We start from the raw sequence: 20,279 nt of genomic DNA, 5'->3' as shown, positions 1-20,279 counted from the left end.
CCATGCACAAGACGCTGGATGTCATCACGATCGGCGAGGCCATGGCCATGTTTGTCGCCACCGAAACGGGCGAGCTGAGTGCGGTGGAGCACTTTATCAAACGCGTCGCAGGCGCTGAGCTCAACGTCGCGACCGGCCTGGCGCGTCTCGGCCTGAACGTGGGCTGGGTCAGCCGCGTGGGGGATGACAGCTTTGGCCATTTCGTTCTCGATTCGCTGAAAAAAGAGGGGATTGATGCTGCAGGGGTCACCCTCGACGGACGCTTCCCTACCGGCTTTCAGCTTAAATCCAAGGTCGAAAATGGAACCGATCCCATCGTGGAGTATTTCCGCAAAGGCTCGGCTGCAAGCCGCCTCTCTGTCGCGGATTACCACGCCGATTACTTTGCCTCCGCGCGCCATCTTCATCTGAGCGGCGTGGCGGCCGCGCTGTCTGCCAGCTCGTATGAGCTGCTGGATCATGCCGCGACCACCATGAAAGCCCAGGGGAAAACCCTATCGTTCGACCCCAACCTGCGTCCGGTGCTGTGGAAAAGCGAAGCGGAAATGGTGGAGAAACTGAACCGTCTGGCGTTCCGGGCGGACTGGGTTCTGCCAGGCCTGAAAGAAGGGATGATTCTGACCGGCGAAAGCACGCCGGAAGGCATCGCCGACTTCTACCTGAATAAAGGGGTAAAAGCGGTGGTGCTGAAGACCGGTGCCGATGGCGCGTGGTTTAAAACGGCCAACGGCGAGCAGGGCGCGGTCGCGGCAGTGAAGGTCGAGAACGTCGTCGACACCGTCGGCGCAGGTGACGGCTTTGCCGTGGGCGTGATTAGCGCCCTGCTGGAAGGTAAAACGCTGCCGCAGGCCGTCGCGCGAGGCAACAAGATTGGCTCGCTGGCCATTCAGGTGCAGGGCGACAGCGAAGGATTACCAACGCGAGCACAGCTCGGCGTTTAAATTCCCTCTCCCTATGGGAGAGGGCCAGGGTGAGGCAGCAAGCCGTACCAGATAATTAAGCCACCGTGTACCCTACAGACAACGGCGGTAACAACCTCAACAACAGAGGCAAGCCTATGAACAGTTCGACCAATGCAGTAAAACGCTGGTGGTACATCATGCCAATCGTGTTTATCACGTACAGCCTGGCGTACCTTGACCGTGCCAACTTCAGCTTCGCGTCCGCCGCAGGGATCACCGAGGACCTCGGGATCACCAAAGGGATCTCCTCCCTGCTGGGTGCCCTTTTCTTCCTGGGCTACTTCTTCTTCCAGATCCCCGGCGCGATCTATGCGGAACGCCGCAGCGTGCGTAAGCTGATCTTCATCTGTCTGATCCTGTGGGGCGCCTGCGCGTCGCTGACCGGCATGGTGAACAATATTCCTGCCCTGGCCGCCATTCGCTTTATCCTCGGCGTCGTTGAGGCGGCGGTTATGCCCGCGATGCTGATCTACATCAGCAACTGGTTTACCAAATCTGAGCGCTCGCGCGCGAATACCTTCCTGATCCTCGGTAACCCGGTCACGGTACTGTGGATGTCGGTGGTGTCCGGCTACCTGATCCAGTCCTTCGGCTGGCGCGAGATGTTTATCATTGAAGGGGTACCGGCAATTATCTGGGCCTTCTGCTGGTGGGTGCTGGTGAAAGATAAACCAGCCCAGGCGAAATGGCTTTCCGAAGACGAAAAAGCGGCGCTGCAGGCGCAGCTGGACAAAGAACAGCAAGGCCTGAAGGCGGTGCGTAACTATGGTGAAGCCTTCCGCTCGCGTAACGTGATCCTGCTCTGCGCGCAGTACTTTACCTGGAGCATTGGCGTGTACGGCTTTGTGCTGTGGCTGCCGTCCATTATCCGCAGCGGCGGTGAAAACCTCGGCATGGTCGAAGTAGGCTGGCTGTCATCCGTACCGTATCTGGCGGCAACCATCGCGATGATTATCGTTTCCTGGGCGTCGGACAAGCTGCAGAACCGCAAGCTGTTTGTCTGGCCGCTGCTGCTGATTGCCGCCTTCGCCTTTATTGGCTCCTGGGCCGTGGGCGCAAACCACTTCTGGGTCTCTTATACACTGCTGGTGGTTGCCGGTGCGGCCATGTACGCCCCTTACGGACCGTTCTTTGCCATCATCCCCGAGATGCTGCCGCGTAACGTGGCGGGGGGTGCGATGGCGCTGATTAACAGTATGGGTGCACTGGGTTCGTTCTGCGGCTCCTGGTTCGTCGGTTACCTGAACGGTGCCACCGGCAGCCCATCCGCATCGTACATCTTTATGGGGGTGGCGCTTTTCGCCTCGGTATGGCTTACTCTGATTGTTAAGCCTGCTAATAATCAACAACACCCTGTCGGCGCTCGCCACGCCTGAATCCTTAAAAAATCAACGGAGATTAGCATGAAGCCGTCCGTCATTTTGTATAAAACCCTGCCGGAAGATCTGCAGAAACGCCTTGAAGAGCACTTCACCGTCACGCAGGTGAAGAACCTGCGCCCGGAAACCGTGGCACAGCACGCCGACGCGTTCGCGAGCGCGGAAGGCCTGCTGGGTTCAAGCGAAAAAGTGGATGTCGCCCTGCTGGAGAAAATGCCGAAGCTTCGTGCTACCTCAACCGTTTCCGTGGGTTACGACAACTTCGACGTGGATGCGCTTAACGCCCGCAAGATCCTGCTGATGCATACCCCGCATGCTCTGACGGAAACCGTGGCCGATACGCTGATGGCGCTCATGCTCACCACGGCCCGTCGCGTGGTGGAAGTGGCTGAGCGCGTCAAAGCGGGCGAATGGACAAAAAGCATTGGTCCGGACTGGTTCGGCGTGGATGTTCACGGCAAAACGCTGGGCATTGTCGGTATGGGGCGTATCGGGCTGGCGCTGGCGCAGCGCGCGCATTTTGGTTTTAACATGCCGATTCTGTATAACGCGCGTCGCCATCACAGTGAAGCCGAAGAACGCTTCAACGCCCGCTACTGCGAGCTGGATGCCCTGCTGCAGGAAGCCGATTTTGTCTGCCTGGTGCTGCCGCTAACGGATGAAACCCGTCATCTGATCGGTAAAGAGGCGTTTGAAAAAATGAAGGCGTCCGCCATTTTCATCAACGCGGGTCGTGGCCCGGTGGTGGATGAGAAGGCGCTGATTGAGGCCCTGAAAAACGGTGAGATCCATGCAGCAGGTCTGGACGTGTTTGAGCAGGAGCCGCTGCCGGTGGACTCCCCGCTGCTGACAATGCCTAACGTGGTTGCCCTGCCCCACATCGGCTCAGCCACCCATGAGACGCGCTACAACATGGCGGCCACCGCGGTCGATAACCTTATTGCCGCCCTTAGCGGAAAGGTGGAGAGAAACTGCGTGAACCCGCAGGTGCAACGATAGAAACGAAAAAACCCGCCAGAAGGCGGGTTTTTAAATTCTTTGCTACTGGGTTGGAAGCTTACAGGCTTACAACGTTACCAGCTGCTGGGCCTTTAGCGCCGCTTTCGATGGTGAAGGACACTTTCTGACCTTCGTCCAGAGATTTGTAGCCATCGTTCTGGATAGCAGAGAAGTGTACGAACACGTCTTTAGAGCCATCGTCAGGAGTGATGAAGCCGAAACCTTTATCAGCGTTGAACCATTTTACCAGACCAGTCATTTTAGCAGACATAGAAATTACCTTATTAACAAATATATTGTGCCTTCCGGCTTGATGGATTGCGTTACAGATTTTTAAGCGATGAAGGAAGGGTCACTACGAAGGGTATCTATGGATAACAATCTGGACTGCTTTACTAAACTGCTTTAGGTCTGTGTAACAAACCGACGGGAATAGTTATACCGATGTGGTAGAGGAATGACAAGCGTTATTTTCGCAACGCATAAAAAAACCCCGCCAGAAGCGGGGTTTTTTCGGTTTATTCTGTGGCAGCGACTGCGGCACTCCAGGCCTGGCTGAAGGCCTGATGCTGGGAGGCCAGCGGCCCAATCAGCGTATTGTACTGGCTTGCCTGCTGGGAGGTTGGGAACTGAATACCGTTGGCAACAAAGCTTACCTGCGTATTCTGCTGGGCAATAAAGTCGCCCACCTGGACCAGCTGCTGCGTGAAGATTTGCGCGGCCGGAATCAACGGCTGCAGTGCTTCTGACGGTTTGGTCACCACTTTCTCATACACTTTGTCGAAGACCGGTTTGAGATCGTCGCCCTGCTTCAGCGCAGAACGTGACGCGTCAGCCTGCATTTTCGCATTCTGCAGCTGCTGGCTCAGCACGCCAAGCGCACCGTTGGACTGGCGCAATGGTTCACGCTGCGTCATATAATCCTGTGGAACGCGGATGGCGTTCACGCTATCCACTACCGGGCGGATACCGGAGTCCATCGCCTGGCTCACCTGCTGTGAATAACCATAAAGAATGGCGTAATCGGACACAAAGGGGCCAAACTGTTTTTTCTGATCCGCAGTCAGCGTTGGCAACCGCTCGCCGCTGCGCATCACTGTATTCTGCAGAAAATCGATAAACGCTTTGCGCTGATCGCCTTCTTTATCAAAACACCCACTCAGGCTAACAACCATCAACAACGCCGCAATAGGCGCAAACCAGCGAGAGCAGGACTTTCCTGTCGCCATTTTATTACTCCTTTCACCCAAAAAAGCGCACACCGGCACACGCGTGCCCGACGCTGACAAGGATAGTCCAGGTCAGCCTTGCAAGATACTCTTTTCATGCAAAACGGCTATTGCCGATTTATTTCTTACCATTTACAAAAAAATACCTGGCGAAGCCGACATATGACTAATCAGGGAATTAGCATAACTCTCCATATTGCTGAATCGGATACAGCGATCGTTACCGCACGATTAATCACACCCGTGACGATCCTGGGTTGGTATTAGGGACTATTCTTAACTGGCTCTCTGATGTTCTTGATCACGATGTGAGATTTAAGAGGAGTCCTCAATGGAATATAAAGATCCTGAGTTTGAGCTGCTGAGCAGCCTGGAACAGATCATTTTTAAAGATGTACCGCAGACGATTACCCTGCAACAAAAATCCAATCCCTTTACAGAATATGAGCAATTGCGCAAAGGGACAGGACTGAAAACCGAAGAATTCGCCAGAGCGATGGGTGTCAGCGTGGCTATGGTGCAGGAGTGGGAGTCAAAACGTGAGAAACCCACCCCAACCGAGTTACGGCTGATGCGCCTGATTCAGGCCAACCCTGCACTCAGCAAGCAGATCGCGTAGTGAAGATTGAATGCCCCCGCCTTTGCGGGGGCTTGCGTTTTACAGGCTATCACAACGCCACCCCGCCTCTTCCCACACCAGCTCATGCGTTAACGTTAAGCCGCTTAAAAACGCCTCATCGTGTGATACCACCAGCAGTGCCCCAGGGAAACCGGCCAGCGCCGCTTCAATGGCCTGGACTGAAGCCAGATCCAGATGGTTGGTCGGTTCATCCAGCAGCAGAAGCTGCGTGGCCTCCGCGCGCCACAGCACGCAGGCCAGGGCAGCCTTAAGACGCTCACCGCCGCTGAGCGTCGCCAATGGGAGCATCACTTTGTCAGCCCCCAGTTGAAGCTGCGCTAAACGGGTTCGCAATACCCCCTCTTCCAGAGGGGTATGACTCAAATTGAGATGCGTCATGACCGACTGCGAGAGATCGAACCGGGAGAGATGCTGGTCGAGATAAGCGCAGCTGACGGACACTTTACAGCTACCCGAACGGGGAGCCATCTCGCCGAGGAGGGTTTTTAACAGCGTCGACTTCCCGCAGCCGTTCGGCCCCTTTAACGCCACGCGCATCGGTCCGTCCATCCGCCAGTTGAGTGGAGGAACAGGTACATGCTGCAGCACCAGATCCTCCAGCACCAGTAGCTGTTTGCCCTCCGGGACCTGACTTCCCGGCAGGGTGAACATCACCGGATTATCGTCTTCAACCCGCTCACGCGCCTTGTTTACCGCGGCGTTCAGCGCTTCATTTTGCTCGCTGTGCTGTTTTTTCCAGGTGCCGATACGTTCCTTTGCCGCGCCTTTATATTTGACCCGCTCAAACGACGCGATATTCAGGGTATCGACGGTGCGTAACGTCTTTGCCGACCGCCGCTGGCTGTCATCATGCTCTTTTTGCATGCGCGCGCGGGTGCGTTTGCGCTCGGTTGCCGCATGTTCCAGCGCCGCGCGGGCAGCCTGCTGTTCGGCATCGCGCTGGGCTTGATAATCCGCATAATTTCCGCCGTAGCTGCGCAGACCCGAGGCGCTCAGCTCAAGAATACGCGGCACCTGCTCCAGAAGTTCGCGGTCATGAGAGGCCACCAGCACGCCGCCCTGATACCGACTCAACTGGTCGTAGAACCACGCCCGGCCTTGTCGATCCAGATGGTTAGTCGGTTCGTCCAGCAGAAGAAAGTCCGCGCCCGCCGTAAACGCCCCGCACAGCAGGGCGCGGATGCGCTCGCCGCCGCTGAGTTCTATGGCGGGCTTATCAGGCTCAAACGGTGGGAGCGTCGCATTGATAAACGCTTCGCTCAGACGTTCGGCGATATCCCAGTAGCCGTCGAGCAACGCCAGATCGTCAGGCTGGTAATCGCCGCTGTCAATGCGCTTTCGCGCAGTAAAAATCGCGTCATACCCGAGAAGTTCAGCCAGCGTCGTCTGCGAAGAAATAACATGCTGCTGCGCCACCCAGGCATGCGAGCCAAAGCGTTCAATATGACCGGTAGCCGGTTCGTCCAGCCCCGCCAGCAGACGCAGCAGACGCGTTTTTCCGCTGCCGTTGCGGCCAACCAGCGCGCACAGGGAGGGTTCCAGCGTGAGATTCAGCGGACCAAAAAGGGTATCGCCCGTCGGAAACTGACAGGTGACCTGATGCAAAATAAAAGAAGGGGACTGCGCAAAATGAGCCATAAGCACTCCTGAATGAAATCAAAACATCCCCTGCCGACGCGATGGCGTTTAGCAAGGATCGAAATTCATCAGTCGTGTTTGTTCATTTTTGGGGGGCACTCCAGCGCGAGAAAGTTAACGGGGATAAGGATAGCGGGAATGTGTTGACCATTTCAAGGTTAAATTTTCAGCAACACACTATAAAAAAACCCGCCGAAGCGGGTTTTTAGCATTTGTCACAACGGGCACATTACTGCAGCAGCGAAATATCCGCCACGCGCAGGAACAGCTCACGCAGTTTCTCGAGCATAGAGAGACGGTTAATACGCAGCTCTTTATCTTCTACGTTTACCATCACTTTCTCGAAGAAGGCGTCGATGACGTCACGCAGCTCGGCCAGCTCCACCAGCGCTTCCTGGTAGCGACCTTCCGCGAAGACCGGCTCGAGCTTGTCGCGCAGCACCACAACCTGCATCGCCAGGGCGATCTCTTCCGGCTCTTTCAGCGTCGCGGCGTTCACGCGCTCGTTCAGCGTCTCGTCGGACTTCGCCAGGATGTTGGAGACACGCTTGTTGGCCGCCGCCAGAGCAGATGCCGCTTCCAGCGTACGGAAGTGAGAAACCGCCTTCATACGCGCATCGAAATCAGCCGGACGGGTCGGACGACGCGCCAGCACCGCCTGAATGGTGTCGACGGTGTAACCTTCATCCTGATACCAGGCGCGGAAACGACCGAGCATAAAGTCGATCACGTCATCCACAACGTTGGCATTGGTCAGCTTATCGCCGTACAGACGCACCGCTTCTTCGGTCAGGGTCTGCAGATCCAGGTTCAGGTTCTTCTCAACGATGATACGCAGCACGCCGAGCGCAGCACGACGCAGCGCAAACGGGTCTTTGTCGCCTTTCGGATGCTGGCCGATACCGAAGATACCCGCCAGGGTGTCCATCTTATCGGCAATTGCGACAGCACAAGCTACCGGGTTGGACGGCAGTTCGTCACCCGCAAAGCGCGGCTGATACTGCTCGTTCAGGGCAACCGCCACGTCTTCCGCTTCGCCATCGTGACGCGCGTAGTGCATGCCCATCACGCCCTGGGTGTCGGTAAATTCGAACACCATGTTGGTCATCAGGTCACACTTGGAGAGCAGGCCTGCGCGGGTCGCGTGGTTAACGTCGGCACCGATTTCACGAGCGATCCAGCCGGACAGCTCCGCAATACGGTCGGTCTTGTCGCGCAGCGTACCCAGCTGCTGCTGGAACAGTACGGTCTGCAGGCGTGGAAGATGATCTTCCAGGCGCTTTTTACGGTCGGTGTTGAAGAAGAACTCGGCATCCGCCAGACGTGGGCGCACGACCTTCTCGTTACCGGAGATAATCTGGCTCGGATCTTTCGATTCGATGTTCGCCACGAAAATGAAGTTTGGCAGCAGCTTGCCGTCGTTGGCATAGACAGGGAAGTACTTCTGGTCACCCTTCATGGTGTACACCAGCGCTTCAGCCGGAACGGCCAGGAATTTCTCTTCGAACTTCGCGGTCAGCACAACCGGCCATTCCACCAGCGAGGTCACTTCTTCCAGCAGGCTGTCGCTCAGATCGGCTTTACCGCCAATCTTACGCGCCGCGTCTTCCGCGTCCGCTTTGATTTTGGCTTTACGCTGTTCGTAGTCAGCAATGACCTTGCCGCGCTCCAGCAGGATTTGCGGATACTGGTCGGCATTGTCGATGGTGAACTCAGGCTCGCCCATAAAGCGGTGGCCGCGAATCACGCGATCGGACGCCACGCCCAAAATGGTCGCCGGAATAACGGTGTCGCCCAGCAGCAGGGTCACGGTGTGAACCGGACGCACGAAGTGCACGTCGGACGCGCCCCAGCGCATCAGCTTAGGAATGGGCAGCTTCGCCAGAGACGTGGCAATCATGTCCGGCAGCAGCGCTTCCGCGCTTTCGCCTTTCACATGGGCACGATACAGCAGCCACTCACCTTTATCGGTGGTCAGACGCTCGGCCTGATCGACGGTGATGCCGCAGCCGCGCGCCCAGCCTTCCGCCGCTTTGCTCGGCTTGCCTTCCGCGTCAAACGCCTGGGCAATCGCCGGGCCACGTTTTTCGACTTCGCGATCCGGCTGAGACGCCGCCAGGTTTGCCACTTTCAGCGCCAGACGACGCGGAGCAGCAAACCACTCAATTTTACCGTGCGCCAGGCCAGCGTTATCCAGCTCGGCAGTCACGTTCGCAGCAAAAGATTCAGCCAGGCTGCGCAGGGCTTTTGGTGGCAGCTCTTCGGTGCCAATTTCCACCAGGAAAGTTTTCTCAGACATGGCCGCCTCTTATTTGTTTCGGTTGCACATCGGGAAGCCAAGGGCTTCACGGGACGCATAGTAAGCTTCTGCAACGGCTTTGGTCAGGGTACGAATACGCAGAATGTAGCGCTGACGTTCAGTCACGGAGATCGCTTTGCGGGCGTCCAGCAGGTTGAAGCTGTGGGCGGCCTTCAGAATACGCTCGTAGGCAGGCAGCGGCAGCGGAGTCTCCAGCGCCAGCAGCTGCTGCGCTTCTTTCTCATACTGCTCGAAGCAGGTGAACAGGAAGTCCACGTCCGCGTATTCGAAGTTATAGGTGGATTGCTCCACTTCGTTCTGATGGAACACGTCGCCGTAGGTGGTTTTACCCAGCGGGCCGTCGCTCCAGACCAGGTCGTAAACGCTGTCTACGCCCTGAATGTACATCGCCAGACGTTCCAGACCGTAGGTGATCTCACCGGTGATCGGCTTACATTCCAGACCGCCAACCTGCTGGAAGTAAGTGAACTGGGTCACTTCCATGCCGTTCAGCCACACTTCCCAACCCAGACCCCAGGCACCCAGCGTTGGGTTTTCCCAGTTATCTTCCACGAAACGAATGTCGTGAATGGTCGGATCCATACCCAGCTCTTTCAGCGACCCGAGGTACAGTTCCTGAATGTTGTCGGGTGATGGCTTAATCACCACCTGGAACTGATAGTAATGCTGCAGACGGTTCGGGTTCTCACCGTAACGACCATCGGTCGGACGACGGGAAGGCTGCACATACGCGGTCGCCATTGGCTCTGGCCCCAACGCGCGCAGGCTGGTCATCGGGTGTGAAGTGCCGGCGCCGACTTCCATGTCCAAAGGTTGAACAATGGTACAGCCCTGACGAGCCCAGTAATCCTGTAAGGTCAGGATCAGGCCCTGGAAGGTCTTGGTATCAAACTTTTGCATAGTATTTCGTGCTGGATACGTGTGGTTTTAAATGGAAGGGACCAGTATACCCGCTGGCTGCAAGATATACAGTACGAAACGGGGTTGTTTAGGGAAAATTGGGAAATAAGCATTCACGCCAGGGCGCTGACGGCGTCTGGCTGTTGATTATGCGAGCAGGCTAGCGCATGGAGAGGTGTAAAAACTGGCCGTCCGCATCAAACGAGCAGACAAAGCCTTCTTTACGCGCCGTATAGCCCTTGAGCTCATAGCTGCCCTGAAAGCGCTCAAACCCGGTGACGTTGATTTTCTGCACGTCCGAGTTATAGCGGCGTGCGGCCTGGTCCTTGCAGAGTGACTCCATATTCAGTGAACGTTCCGGGCTCATTTTGCCCTGCTGGGCTTTTTGCACTGGTGCTTCTTGTGGCGCACTGCATCCTGCCAGCATGAAAAGCAGAAAGAGTGATGCCACACGCTTCATCATCATTTTTATTACCGTCCTGGTCAGTGGCTGTTATTTTTAGTATCAACACGTTTATAGATTATGGTCAGCCATTCTGCGAATCTCGCGGTCTCCCGGCAAGCCTGCGAATAAAACTCAGAATTTTCCAAACGAAGACTTTTGGACAATGGGAGTCACATTCACTTTACAGGGAATACGAGGAACTGATGCCGTCAAAAATTAACTGGATTGATAACCTGCGAGGAATAGCGTGTCTGATGGTGGTCATGATCCACACGACGACCTGGTACGTCACGAACGCCCACAGCATCAGCCCCGTTAACTGGGATATCGCCAATATTCTCAACTCTGCGTCGCGCGTCAGCGTGCCGCTGTTCTTTATGATTTCTGGCTTTCTCTTTTTTGGTGAACGCAGCGCGCAGCCGCGGCACTTCATCCGCATCGCGGCCTGCCTGGGGTTCTACAGCGCCGTTGCCCTGCTCTATATCACCCTGTTCACCTCCATTAACGCCGGGTTATCCCTCAAATATTTGCTGCAAAAACCGGTGTTCTACCACCTGTGGTTCTTCTTCGCCATTATCGTGATCTATCTGGTCTCTCCGCTCATTCAGGTGAAAAACGTCAGCGGGAAAATGCTTCTGGCCCTGATGGTGGTGATTGGTATTGTCGCCAACCCGAATACGGTCTCGCAGAAAATCGACGGATTTGAGTGGCTGCCGGTGAACCTCTATATCAACGGCGATACCTTCTATTACGTGCTTTACGGCATGCTGGGGCGCGCCATCGGGATGATGGACACGCAAAAACGCGGTCTGAACTGGCTCTGCGGGGCACTGTTTATCGCCGGCGTGGCGGTGATTTCACGCGGGACGCTGCATGAGCTGCAGTGGCGCGGTAATTTTGCCGATACCTGGTATCTGTACTGCGGCCCGATGGTCTTTATCTGTGCCGTATCGCTGCTCACGCTCGTTAAAAACACCCTGAATGCGCGTCCCCTTCCCGTACTGAGCGTCATTTCACGACACTCTCTCGGGATTTACGGTTTTCACGCGCTGGTGATCCACGCGCTTCGGACACGAGGCATCGAGCTTAAAACCTGGCCGGTGCTGGATATCATCTGGATTTTTGCTGCGACCCTGGCGATCAGCCTGCTGCTGTCGATGCTGCTGCAAAAAATAGACGTTCGCCGCTTCGTCAGCTAACGCTTCGCTGCCGGGCGCGATGGTACTGGCGCGGGGAGGAAAACCCTGCCGCCAGGGAAGCCTGCTCCACGCCGCGCCCCTGCAATAGCCACTGTTCCGCCACCGCCAGACGCAGCTGCTCCAGATAATCGCGGACGCTAATCCCTAAATGTGTCTGGAAAAGCCGGGTGAGATGGCGCGGGCTGACGTGCGCCAGCGCGGCGATATCAGGCAAGTTCCACGTTTTTTGCGGCTCGGCGGTGAGCGCATCCTGCGCCCGATGAATCGCCGGATGAAGATGATTGCGGTAGCGTAGCCACGGGGAGAGCTGGGGATCGTCACCAGATCGGCGGAACCACACCACCATCTCGCGCGCCACATTCAGCGCCTTTTCGGGGCCGCACAGGCGGTTAATCATATGCAGCGCCAGGTCGATGCCCGACGTGATCCCCGCGCTGGTCCAGATGTTCTCGTCCTGCACAAAGATGCGGTTTTCTTTAATCGTCGCCGTAGGGGCCGCGGTGCGTAAACGGCTGATAACCTCATGGTGAGTTGTACACTGTTTGTTATTCAGCAGGCCCGATTTCGCCGCCAGCAGCGCGCCAGAACAGACGCACATCACCGTGATATCCTGGCGCTGAATAATCGGCTGCAGGCGCATCAGCCAGTGCTGTATCCGTAACGCCTGCGGCGTCGAAAACTGAGAGCGGGAGTCACTCACGCCGGGCAATACCAGCAGGCTCCCCTCGGGAAGACGTTCCGGCAGCGGCTGAATGCCGCTCATCGTCAGACCTATCGACGTCGGCACGTCAGGTTGCGGGCCAATGTAATGCAGACGAAACGCGTCGCCAGCCAGCACAAAGGTTTCTGCCGGGCCCGTCATATCTAATGACAGCACCCCGGGCAACATCACGAACCAGACGTCGATGGGCATTACAGTGACTCCAGCGTCTCCGCTACCGTTTTAATGTCGGCAAAACGCCCGGACAGTACCGTTTCGGTACGGTGGCGAATGTCCGCTGCGCTAAGGGTAATGCCCTTGTACGTCATGGGGAACGTCAGCGTTGCCTCGCTCACAAAGGTCACAGCATAACCCAGATCGGATGCCACCCGGGCGGTGGTTTCACAGCATTGCTCCGTGCGAATGCCGCAGATAATCACACTATTGATATCACGCTCGCGCAGCCAGCGATCGAGCCCGGTATCCGTGAAGGCATTATGGACGTGTTTCTGGAAAACCACATCCGGCTGATGACGCAAAAAGGCCATCGGTTTGACATAGCCGCTTTCCAGCGTAAATGGGCCGTCTTCATCCACATGAAAAATATCAACGACCGGAATACCGCGCGCCTGGCAGCCTTCAATCAGCCCCAGCATCGCCTGCTGAAAAGCGGGAATGTCATCCTCCTGCCAGTAATTGCGGTGATGGAAGGACTGCTGAGTATCAATGTTGATGAGTGCAATGCGTGACATGATGGTTCTCCTCGCCAGTGGGTGTGACACCATACTGGCAAGGAAAGGAAGGCACGCACAGACCAAAAAAGGACATCCTCGTGCCTCTCCCGGACAAGCGAATTTACGTCATCAGCGGCAGCAGCTGCTGGTAGATTTTGCGGAACACGTCGCGCCTTTCCGCGTACCGCGCATGGCGCGCCGCGTCAGGCAAATGTGCCTGTTCAAGCGTAAGCTGCGGCAGCAGTTGTGAAAGCGGTTTTTCCGGGTTCATAGCAATCTGCGCCAGACGCGCGGCGCCGAGCGCGGGGCCAACATCGCCACCGGTGCGGAAATCCAGCTGCAAGCCGCTGATGTTCGACAGCATTTGTCGCCAGTAAGGGCTTCGCGCACCGCCGCCAATCAGGGTGACGCTTGCGGGTTTCAGGCCGCAGTCGTGAACCACGTCCATTCCGTCAGCCAGCGCATATCCGACGCCTTCGAGAACCGCACGCGCCAGTTCTGCCGGACCATGCTGATGGGTTAAGCCAAAGAACACCCCTTTCGCTTCAGGGTTGTTGTGTGGCGTACGCTCGCCGGACAGATACGGTAAAAACCAGACGGTACCAGCATTTTCATCCGCCTGCTGTGCTGCGGCAATCAACGCAGGAACATCGGCCATCCCGGTCAGCTTCGCCGCCCAGTCCAGGCACGACGCTGCACTCAGCATCATCGACATCAAATGCCATTTTCCAGGCAGCGCATGACAGAAACTGTGCACCGCGCTTTCGGGATTGCTGCGATAGCCGTCGCTGACGGCAAAATAGACGCCAGAGGTTCCCAGCGACAGCATCGCCTGCCCTGCCTCAACCATGCCGACGCCCACGGCCCCTGCGGCATTGTCACCGCCCCCGGCAACCACCGGTACGGCAGGCATATTCCAGCGTTCCGCAACGTCTGGCAGCAGTGTGCCTGTTACCTCGCTACCTTCGAACAGCGCAGGCATGTGTTCACGGGTCAAATGGCAGGCATCCAGCATCGCCTCGCTCCAGTCGCGTTTCGCCACGTCGAGCCACATCGTGCCGGCGGCATCAGACATGTCGGAGGCGAAATCGCCCGTCATGCGAAAGCGCAGATAGTCTTTCGGCAGCAGGACTTTCGCCACCTGCCGGAAAATCTCCGGCTCGTGTCGCTGCACCCACAGAAGCTTAGGCGCGGTAAAGCCGGGCATCATCAGGTTGCCGGTAATGTCACGAGACGAAGGCACACGCGCCTCAAGAAGCGCACACTCTTCTGCACAGCGGCCGTCATTCCAGAGGATCGCAGGACGCAACACGCGATGCTCGCTGTCCAGCAAGGTTGCACCGTGCATTTGCCCGGCAATCCCCAGCGCTTTCACGTCACGCAGAGAATGCTGTTCACCTAACGCCTTGATTGCACGATCCGTTGCCTGCCACCACTGCTCCGGGTCCTGTTCCGACCACAGCGGATGCGGACGTGAAACCTGCAGCTTTTCAGTCTGCGTTGCTAACACGTCGCCCTGCTCGCTTAACAGGATGGCTTTCACACCCGATGTGCCCAGATCGATCCCGATATACATATAGTGGATTCCTTAAGTGAAAATGCCCGGTGGCGCTGCGCTTACCGGGCCTACAAGCTGGATGCCGTTATTTATCGAACAGGTAGTGATTGACCAGATTTTCCAGCAGCTCCTGGTGCCCGCTCTGGTGCTGCGGCGCCAGCTGATGGTGTTCAGCGTACTTCGCGATCTCCGCAAGCGATAACTGACCTTTCAAAATTTGCTGGCCCAGCTCACTGTTCCAGCCGCTGTAACGCTTCGCCACGCGTTTATCGAGCTCGCCGTCTTCAATCATACGTGCCGCTACCTTCAGCGCCAGCGCCATGGTGTCCATCGCGCCAATGTGGCCGTAGAACAGATCGTATTTGTCGGTGCTCTGGCGACGCACCTTGGCGTCAAAGTTCAGGCCGCCGGTAGTGAAGCCGCCCGCTTTGACGATCTCGTACATCACCAGCGCATTCTCTTCCACGCTGTTCGGGAACTGGTCGGTATCCCAGCCCAGCTGCGGGTCGCCGCGGTTCGCATCGACCGAGCCGAAGATACCCAGCGCAATCGCCGACGCGATCTCGTGGTGGAAAGAGTGGCCCGCCAGCGTGGCGTGGTTGGCTTCAATGTTCACTTTGATCTCTTTTTCCAGACCGAACTGCTTCAGGAAGCCATACACCGTCGCCACGTCGTAGTCATACTGGTGCTTCGTCGGTTCCTGCGGTTTTGGCTCAATCAACAGCGTGCCGCGGAAGCCGATTTTGTGCTTGTGGTCGACAACCATCTGCATAAAGCGGCCAATCTGCTCGCGCTCCTGACGCAGGTCGGTGTTGAGCAGGGTTTCATAGCCTTCACGGCCTCCCCACAGGACATAGTTTTCGCCGCCCAGCTGATGCGTGGCATTCATTGCCGTCACCACCTGCGTGGCCGCCCAGCTAAACACTTCCGGATCCGGGTTGGTTGCCGCACCTGCGCCGTAGCGTGGGTTAGTGAAGCAGTTTGCCGTGCCCCACAGCAGCTTCACGCCGCTTTCCTGCTGTTTTGCCGCCAGTACATCCACCATCTGCGCAAAGTTGTTCAGGTACTCTTTCAGCGACGCCCCTTCCGGCGACACGTCAACATCATGGAAGCAGTAGTACGGCACGTTCAGCTTGTGGAAGAACTCAAACGCCACATCGGCTTTGCGCTTTGCCAGTTCGATGGCCTCACCCGGCTGCTGCCACGGGCGGTCAAAGGAGCCCACGCCGAACATATCGGCGCCGTTCCAGCAGAAGGTATGCCAGTAACAGGCGGCAAAGCGCAGATGATCTTCCATGCGCTTACCCAGCACCAGCTCATCCGGGTTGTAGTGACGAAATGCTAAAGGATTGGTCGTTTTCGGGCCTTCGTAACGAACACGATCGAGTTGGTCGAAATAAGCTTGCATATTGAGCTCCATAATCAGGGTATGCGGCGAGTCGTTGATACAGGAGTAATAGTGAATAGACATTTTGGGTTGCTCAATTACGTTATTTCACACTGCTATTGAGAGAATGCACAACTGTGCGCTGGCTCGCAAAATAATGCGCAGACGAACTATTTTTCGGCGCGGATTCCAGAATCAAATGTAATTAAGACGTTACGTATTTTAAAATCCGATCGCGGTCATAAATTCAGAAATAAACCAAATATCATAATGAGAAGATAAAAATCTGTAATTGCCAGCCTGCCTTTCCGCGTTAAAAATTTGCTGCGTCCCAGCAGTGAATGTTTCTTTTATCTCAGCAACACATACCTCTACAAAAAGGCCTAATAATTATGAAGATAAAGAACCTGACCCTAACGCTCTGCACTACGCTCCTCCTTGCAAGCTTTGCAGGGCATGCCAAGGAGGTCAAAATTGGCATGGCGATTGACGACCTGCGTCTGGAGCGCTGGCAAAAAGATCGCGATATTTTTGTGAAAAAAGCGGAATCACTCGGCGCAAACGTGTTTGTCCAGTCGGCTAACGGCAACGAAGAAACACAAATGTCGCAGATCGAGAATATGATTAACCGCGGCGTCGATGTGCTGGTCATTATCCCCTATAACGGCCAGGTATTAAGTAACGTAGTGAAAGAAGCCAAACAAGAAGGCATAAAAGTGCTGGCCTATGACCGCATGATTAATAATGCGGACATTGATTATTATATTTCGTTCGACAATGAAAAAGTCGGCGAATTACAGGCACAAAGCCTGATCGACAAAGTCCCTCAGGGCAATTATTTCCTGATGGGCGGCTCGCCGGTAGATAACAACGCCAAGCTGTTCCGCGAAGGGCAAATGAAGGTCCTTAAGCCGTACATCGATAACGGGAAAATAAAAGTGGTTGGCGATCAGTGGGCCGACGGATGGTTACCCGAAAACGCCCTGAAGATTATGGAAAACGCGCTGACGGCCAACAACAACAAAATTGACGCGGTTGTGGCCTCCAACGATGCCACCGCAGGCGGTGCGATTCAGGCCCTGAGCGCCCAGGGGCTGGCCGGTAAAGTCGCGATTTCTGGTCAGGATGCCGACCTGGCGGGCGTAAAACGCATTATTGCAGGAACTCAGACCATGACGGTCTACAAACCGATTACTGAGCTTGCCAATACGGCGGCGGAAATTGCCGTTGAGCTGGGCAACGGTAAGCAACCTAAAGCAGATGCAACGCTGAATAACGGCCTGAAAGACGTTCCGGCTCGCCTGCTCACGCCAATTGAAGTCAATAAAGAGAACATTGACGCCACCGTTATTAAAGACGGTTTCCACAAGAAGAGCGAACTGTAATCCGGCGCGGCCCCTGCTCTGCGGGGGCGCATCACGTTGCACTGTTCTTTCCTCGGGTTATGTGGAGCAGTTATGCCTTATTTACTTGAAATGAAAAGCATCACCAAGCGCTTCGGCACGGTGAAAGCCGTCGACAACGTCAGTCTCCGGTTGAATCCCGGCGAAGTGGTTTCGCTGTGTGGCGAGAACGGTTCAGGCAAGTCAACGCTGATGAAAGTGCTGTGTGGGATCTACCCGCACGGCAGCTACGAAGGCGAAATCGTCTTTGCCGGCGAAGTGATCCAGGCAACTCACATTCGCGATACCGAACGCAAAGGTATCGCCATCATCCACCAGGAACTGGCGCTGGTGAAGCATCTCACCGTGCTGGAGAACATTTTCCTCGGAGCCGAAATCTCCCGCCACGGCGTGCTGGATTACGACACCATGACGCTCCGCTGTGAAAAGCTGCTGGCGCAGGTGAGCCTCCACATTTCACCGGATACCCGCGTGGGCGACCTGGGCCTGGGGCAACAGCAGCTGGTTGAAATCGCTAAAGCGCTCAATAAGCAGGTCAGGCTGCTGATCCTCGATGAGCCAACGGCCTCGCTCACCGAACAGGAAACCGCGGTTCTGCTCAATATCATCCGCGATCTGCAAAACCACGGCATCGCCTGTATCTACATTTCGCACAAGCTGAACGAGGTTAAAGCCATTTCGGACACCATCTGCGTGATCCGCGATGGGCAACACATCGGCACGCGTGAAGCCGCGGGCATGAACGAAGATGACATCATCACCATGATGGTGGGGCGCGAGCTGACGGCGCTCTACCCGAATGAGCCTCACACCAAAGGTGATGAAGTGTTGCGCGTGGAAAATCTGACCGCGTGGCACCCCGTTAACCGCCACATCAAGCGCGTCAATAACGTCTCGTTTTCTCTGCACAGCGGCGAAATTCTCGGTATTGCCGGGTTAGTCGGCGCCGGGCGCACGGAGGCCGTACAGTGTCTGTTTGGCGTATGGCCGGGGCCCTGGGAGGGCACGATTTATATCGACGGCCAGCCGGTGAAAATCGACAACTGCCAGCAGGCGATTGCCCACGGCATTGCTATGGTGCCGGAAGACCGCAAAAAGGACGGCATCGTGCCGGTCATGGCCGTGGGGAAAAACATTACGCTTGCGGCACTCGATCGCTTCTCCGGCGCGCTGAGCAGCCTGGACGATGCCGCCGAGCAGCAGTGCATCCTCCAGTCGCTTGCCCGTCTGAAGGTCAAAACCTCCTCACCGGAACTGGCCATTGGCCGCCTGAGCGGCGGCAACCAGCAGAAGGCGATTCTGGCGCGCTGCCTGCTGCTCAATCCACGCATATTAATCCTTGATGAGCCGACGCGCGGGATTGATATCGGCGCCAAATATGAAATCTACAAACTGATTAATCAGCTTGTACAGCAAGGGATTGCCGTCATTGTTATTTCGTCTGAGTTACCCGAAGTGCTCGGCCTGAGCGACCGTGTGCTGGTTATGCACGAGGGAAAACTGAAAGCCAACCTGATTAACCAGAACCTGACGCAGGAGCAGGTGATGGAAGCCGCTTTAAGGAGCGAACGTCATGTCGAAAAGCAATCCGTCTGATATCAAAGTCGCCGTTCCGACGCCCGGTGCGTTCGCAGGGCTAAAAGCGCTGAACCTGCAGGTGTTCGTGATGATCGCGGCCATTATCGTCATCATGCTCTTCTTTACCTGGATGACCGATGGCTCATACCTGAGCGCGCGTAACGTCTCCAACCTGCTCCGCCAGACCGCCATCACCGGCATTCTGGCCGTGGGCATGGTGTTCGTGATTATCTCCGCGGAAATCGATCTGTCGGTCGGCTCGATGATGGGGCTCCTCGGCGGCGTGGCGGCCATTTTTGACGTCTGGCTCGGCTGGCCGCTGCCGCTGACCGTGGCGGTCACGCTGGTGCTGGGTCTGGTTCTGGGGGCCTGGAACGGCTGGTGGGTAGCCTACCGTAAAGTGCCGTCGTTCATTGTCACCCTGGCGGGGATGCTGGCCTTCCGCGGGATCTTAATCGGCATCACCAACGGTACCACCGTCTCCCCGACCAGCGCGGCCATGTCGCAGATTGGTCAAAGCTATCTCCCGGATGGCGTGGGCTTTACCATCGGCGTGGCGGGGTTGCTGGCGTTTGTCGCGTGGCAGTGGCGTGGACGCATGCGCCGTCAGGCGCTGGGGCTGGCGTCGCCAGCATCAACCTCGGTGGTGGGACGTCAGGCGCTGACGGCGGTCATTGTGCTGGGCGCCATCTGGCTTCTTAACGACTATCGCGGCGTTCCGACGCCGGTGCTGCTGCTGGCGCTTTTGCTGCTGGGCGGCATGTTTATGGCGACGCGCACCGCGTTTGGCCGCCGTATTTATGCCATCGGCGGCAACCTTGAGGCTGCCCGTTTGTCGGGGATTAACGTCGAACGCACCAAACTCGCGGTCTTCGCCATTAACGGCCTGATGGTCGCCATCGCCGGGCTGATCCTCAGCTCGCGTCTGGGGGCGGGTTCACCCTCCGCCGGTAATATCGCCGAGCTGGATGCTATCGCCGCCTGCGTTATTGGCGGTACCAGCCTCGCAGGGGGTATCGGTAGCGTCGCGGGCGCAGTCATGGGGGCATTTATCATGGCGTCGTTGGATAACGGGATGAGTATGATGGACGTCCCGACGTTTTGGCAGTATATCGTCAAGGGAGCCATTCTTTTACTGGCAGTCTGGATGGACTCGGCCACCAAGCGACGGGCCTGATAACGGTATTGTGACTTAATTGGGAAGTGAG

18 protein-coding genes are annotated in these 20,279 nt (G+C 56.5%); 8 read left to right on the top strand and 10 right to left on the bottom strand.

Annotated elements, in window-relative coordinates; genetic code table 11:
- The first annotated feature begins 2 nt into the window (after positions 1 to 2).
- The 3 genes from ACOTXT_RS14180 to ghrB all read left to right on the top strand — a co-directional run bounded on the left by ACOTXT_RS14180 (position 3) and on the right by ghrB (position 3,340).
- The gene (locus tag ACOTXT_RS14180; RefSeq protein ID WP_055321690.1) at positions 3 to 941 is read left to right on the top strand and encodes a sugar kinase; all 939 of its coding nucleotides are present in this window, start codon (positions 3 to 5) and stop codon (positions 939 to 941) included.
- A gap of 116 nt (positions 942 to 1,057) precedes the next feature.
- On the top strand, positions 1,058 to 2,338 hold the full coding sequence (locus ACOTXT_RS14175) for an MFS transporter (RefSeq protein ID WP_046091977.1): 1,281 nt from the start codon (positions 1,058 to 1,060) through the stop codon (positions 2,336 to 2,338).
- A 27-nt stretch (positions 2,339 to 2,365) separates the two neighbouring features.
- Positions 2,366 to 3,340 (top strand): glyoxylate/hydroxypyruvate reductase GhrB, encoded by a 975-nt coding sequence (gene ghrB, locus ACOTXT_RS14170; protein ID WP_023345234.1) that lies wholly within the window; start codon positions 2,366 to 2,368, stop codon positions 3,338 to 3,340.
- A 58-nt stretch (positions 3,341 to 3,398) separates the two neighbouring features.
- On the opposite strand, the gene cspE is transcribed toward ghrB, so the two are convergent.
- Complete coding sequence (gene cspE, locus ACOTXT_RS14165) at positions 3,399 to 3,611, bottom strand: transcription antiterminator/RNA stability regulator CspE (RefSeq protein ID WP_003860775.1); 213 nt, start codon at positions 3,609 to 3,611, stop codon at positions 3,399 to 3,401.
- Between the two features lie 247 nt (positions 3,612 to 3,858).
- A complete protein-coding gene (locus ACOTXT_RS14160) occupies positions 3,859 to 4,569 on the bottom strand; it encodes a DUF3053 domain-containing protein (protein WP_008502756.1) in 711 nt (236 codons plus the stop codon).
- A 331-nt stretch (positions 4,570 to 4,900) separates the two neighbouring features.
- Between ACOTXT_RS14160 and ACOTXT_RS14155 the strand changes: the two genes are divergently transcribed.
- Positions 4,901 to 5,188, top strand: coding sequence for an HTH-type transcriptional regulator (locus tag ACOTXT_RS14155; RefSeq protein WP_008502755.1), 288 nt, complete (start codon positions 4,901 to 4,903; stop codon positions 5,186 to 5,188).
- 39 nt (positions 5,189 to 5,227) lie between these two features.
- Here the strand turns inward: ACOTXT_RS14155 and ACOTXT_RS14150 are convergent, their stop codons facing one another.
- The 4 genes from ACOTXT_RS14150 to ACOTXT_RS14135 all read right to left on the bottom strand — a co-directional run bounded on the left by ACOTXT_RS14150 (position 5,228) and on the right by ACOTXT_RS14135 (position 10,533).
- Complete coding sequence (locus tag ACOTXT_RS14150; RefSeq protein WP_055321689.1) at positions 5,228 to 6,847, bottom strand: ABC-F family ATP-binding cassette domain-containing protein; 1,620 nt, start codon at positions 6,845 to 6,847, stop codon at positions 5,228 to 5,230.
- A gap of 229 nt (positions 6,848 to 7,076) precedes the next feature.
- A complete protein-coding gene (gene glyS / locus ACOTXT_RS14145; RefSeq protein WP_008502753.1) occupies positions 7,077 to 9,146 on the bottom strand; it encodes a glycine--tRNA ligase subunit beta in 2,070 nt (689 codons plus the stop codon).
- A gap of 9 nt (positions 9,147 to 9,155) precedes the next feature.
- A complete protein-coding gene (glyQ, locus tag ACOTXT_RS14140) occupies positions 9,156 to 10,067 on the bottom strand; it encodes a glycine--tRNA ligase subunit alpha (protein WP_003860141.1) in 912 nt (303 codons plus the stop codon).
- A gap of 160 nt (positions 10,068 to 10,227) precedes the next feature.
- Positions 10,228 to 10,533: a YsaB family lipoprotein gene (locus ACOTXT_RS14135; RefSeq protein WP_023294837.1), complete on the bottom strand. Its 306-nt coding sequence runs from the start codon at positions 10,531 to 10,533 to the stop codon at positions 10,228 to 10,230.
- Positions 10,534 to 10,715: 182 nt separating this feature from the next.
- On the opposite strand from ACOTXT_RS14135, the gene ACOTXT_RS14130 reads away from it, so the two are divergent.
- On the top strand, positions 10,716 to 11,711 hold the full coding sequence (locus ACOTXT_RS14130; RefSeq protein ID WP_023345230.1) for an acyltransferase: 996 nt from the start codon (positions 10,716 to 10,718) through the stop codon (positions 11,709 to 11,711).
- On the opposite strand, the gene ACOTXT_RS14125 is transcribed toward ACOTXT_RS14130, so the two are convergent.
- The 4 genes from ACOTXT_RS14125 to xylA all read right to left on the bottom strand — a co-directional run bounded on the left by ACOTXT_RS14125 (position 11,704) and on the right by xylA (position 16,111).
- On the bottom strand, positions 11,704 to 12,624 hold the full coding sequence (locus tag ACOTXT_RS14125) for a GlxA family transcriptional regulator (RefSeq protein ID WP_063930157.1): 921 nt from the start codon (positions 12,622 to 12,624) through the stop codon (positions 11,704 to 11,706). The two genes, ACOTXT_RS14130 and ACOTXT_RS14125, sit on opposite strands and share 8 nt — an antisense overlap.
- Positions 12,624 to 13,163: an isochorismatase family protein gene (locus tag ACOTXT_RS14120; RefSeq protein ID WP_008502749.1), complete on the bottom strand. Its 540-nt coding sequence runs from the start codon at positions 13,161 to 13,163 to the stop codon at positions 12,624 to 12,626. The genes ACOTXT_RS14125 and ACOTXT_RS14120 overlap by 1 nt, the downstream gene beginning before the upstream one ends.
- Positions 13,164 to 13,266: 103 nt before the next feature.
- Positions 13,267 to 14,721, bottom strand: coding sequence for a xylulokinase (xylB, locus tag ACOTXT_RS14115; protein WP_421625328.1), 1,455 nt, complete (start codon positions 14,719 to 14,721; stop codon positions 13,267 to 13,269).
- A 67-nt stretch (positions 14,722 to 14,788) separates the two neighbouring features.
- Complete coding sequence (gene xylA / locus ACOTXT_RS14110) at positions 14,789 to 16,111, bottom strand: xylose isomerase (RefSeq protein WP_095428923.1); 1,323 nt, start codon at positions 16,109 to 16,111, stop codon at positions 14,789 to 14,791.
- A gap of 371 nt (positions 16,112 to 16,482) precedes the next feature.
- Between xylA and xylF the strand changes: the two genes are divergently transcribed.
- The 3 genes from xylF to xylH all read left to right on the top strand — a co-directional run bounded on the left by xylF (position 16,483) and on the right by xylH (position 20,248).
- On the top strand, positions 16,483 to 17,475 hold the full coding sequence (xylF, locus tag ACOTXT_RS14105) for a D-xylose ABC transporter substrate-binding protein (protein WP_008502746.1): 993 nt from the start codon (positions 16,483 to 16,485) through the stop codon (positions 17,473 to 17,475).
- Between the two features lie 72 nt (positions 17,476 to 17,547).
- Positions 17,548 to 19,089, top strand: a complete 1,542-nt coding sequence (locus tag ACOTXT_RS14100; RefSeq protein ID WP_055321686.1) for a xylose ABC transporter ATP-binding protein — start codon at positions 17,548 to 17,550, stop codon at positions 19,087 to 19,089.
- The gene (gene xylH, locus ACOTXT_RS14095) at positions 19,067 to 20,248 is read left to right on the top strand and encodes a xylose ABC transporter permease XylH (RefSeq protein ID WP_008502744.1); all 1,182 of its coding nucleotides are present in this window, start codon (positions 19,067 to 19,069) and stop codon (positions 20,246 to 20,248) included. The genes ACOTXT_RS14100 and xylH overlap by 23 nt, the downstream gene beginning before the upstream one ends.
- The last annotated feature ends 31 nt before the right edge of the window (positions 20,249 to 20,279 follow it).

The sequence above is a fragment of the Enterobacter cloacae complex sp. IR5422 genome, assembly GCF_049238165.1.
Classification (GTDB): domain Bacteria; phylum Pseudomonadota; class Gammaproteobacteria; order Enterobacterales; family Enterobacteriaceae; genus Enterobacter; species Enterobacter roggenkampii.
This window is presented reverse-complemented; position numbering and strand designations above follow the sequence as displayed.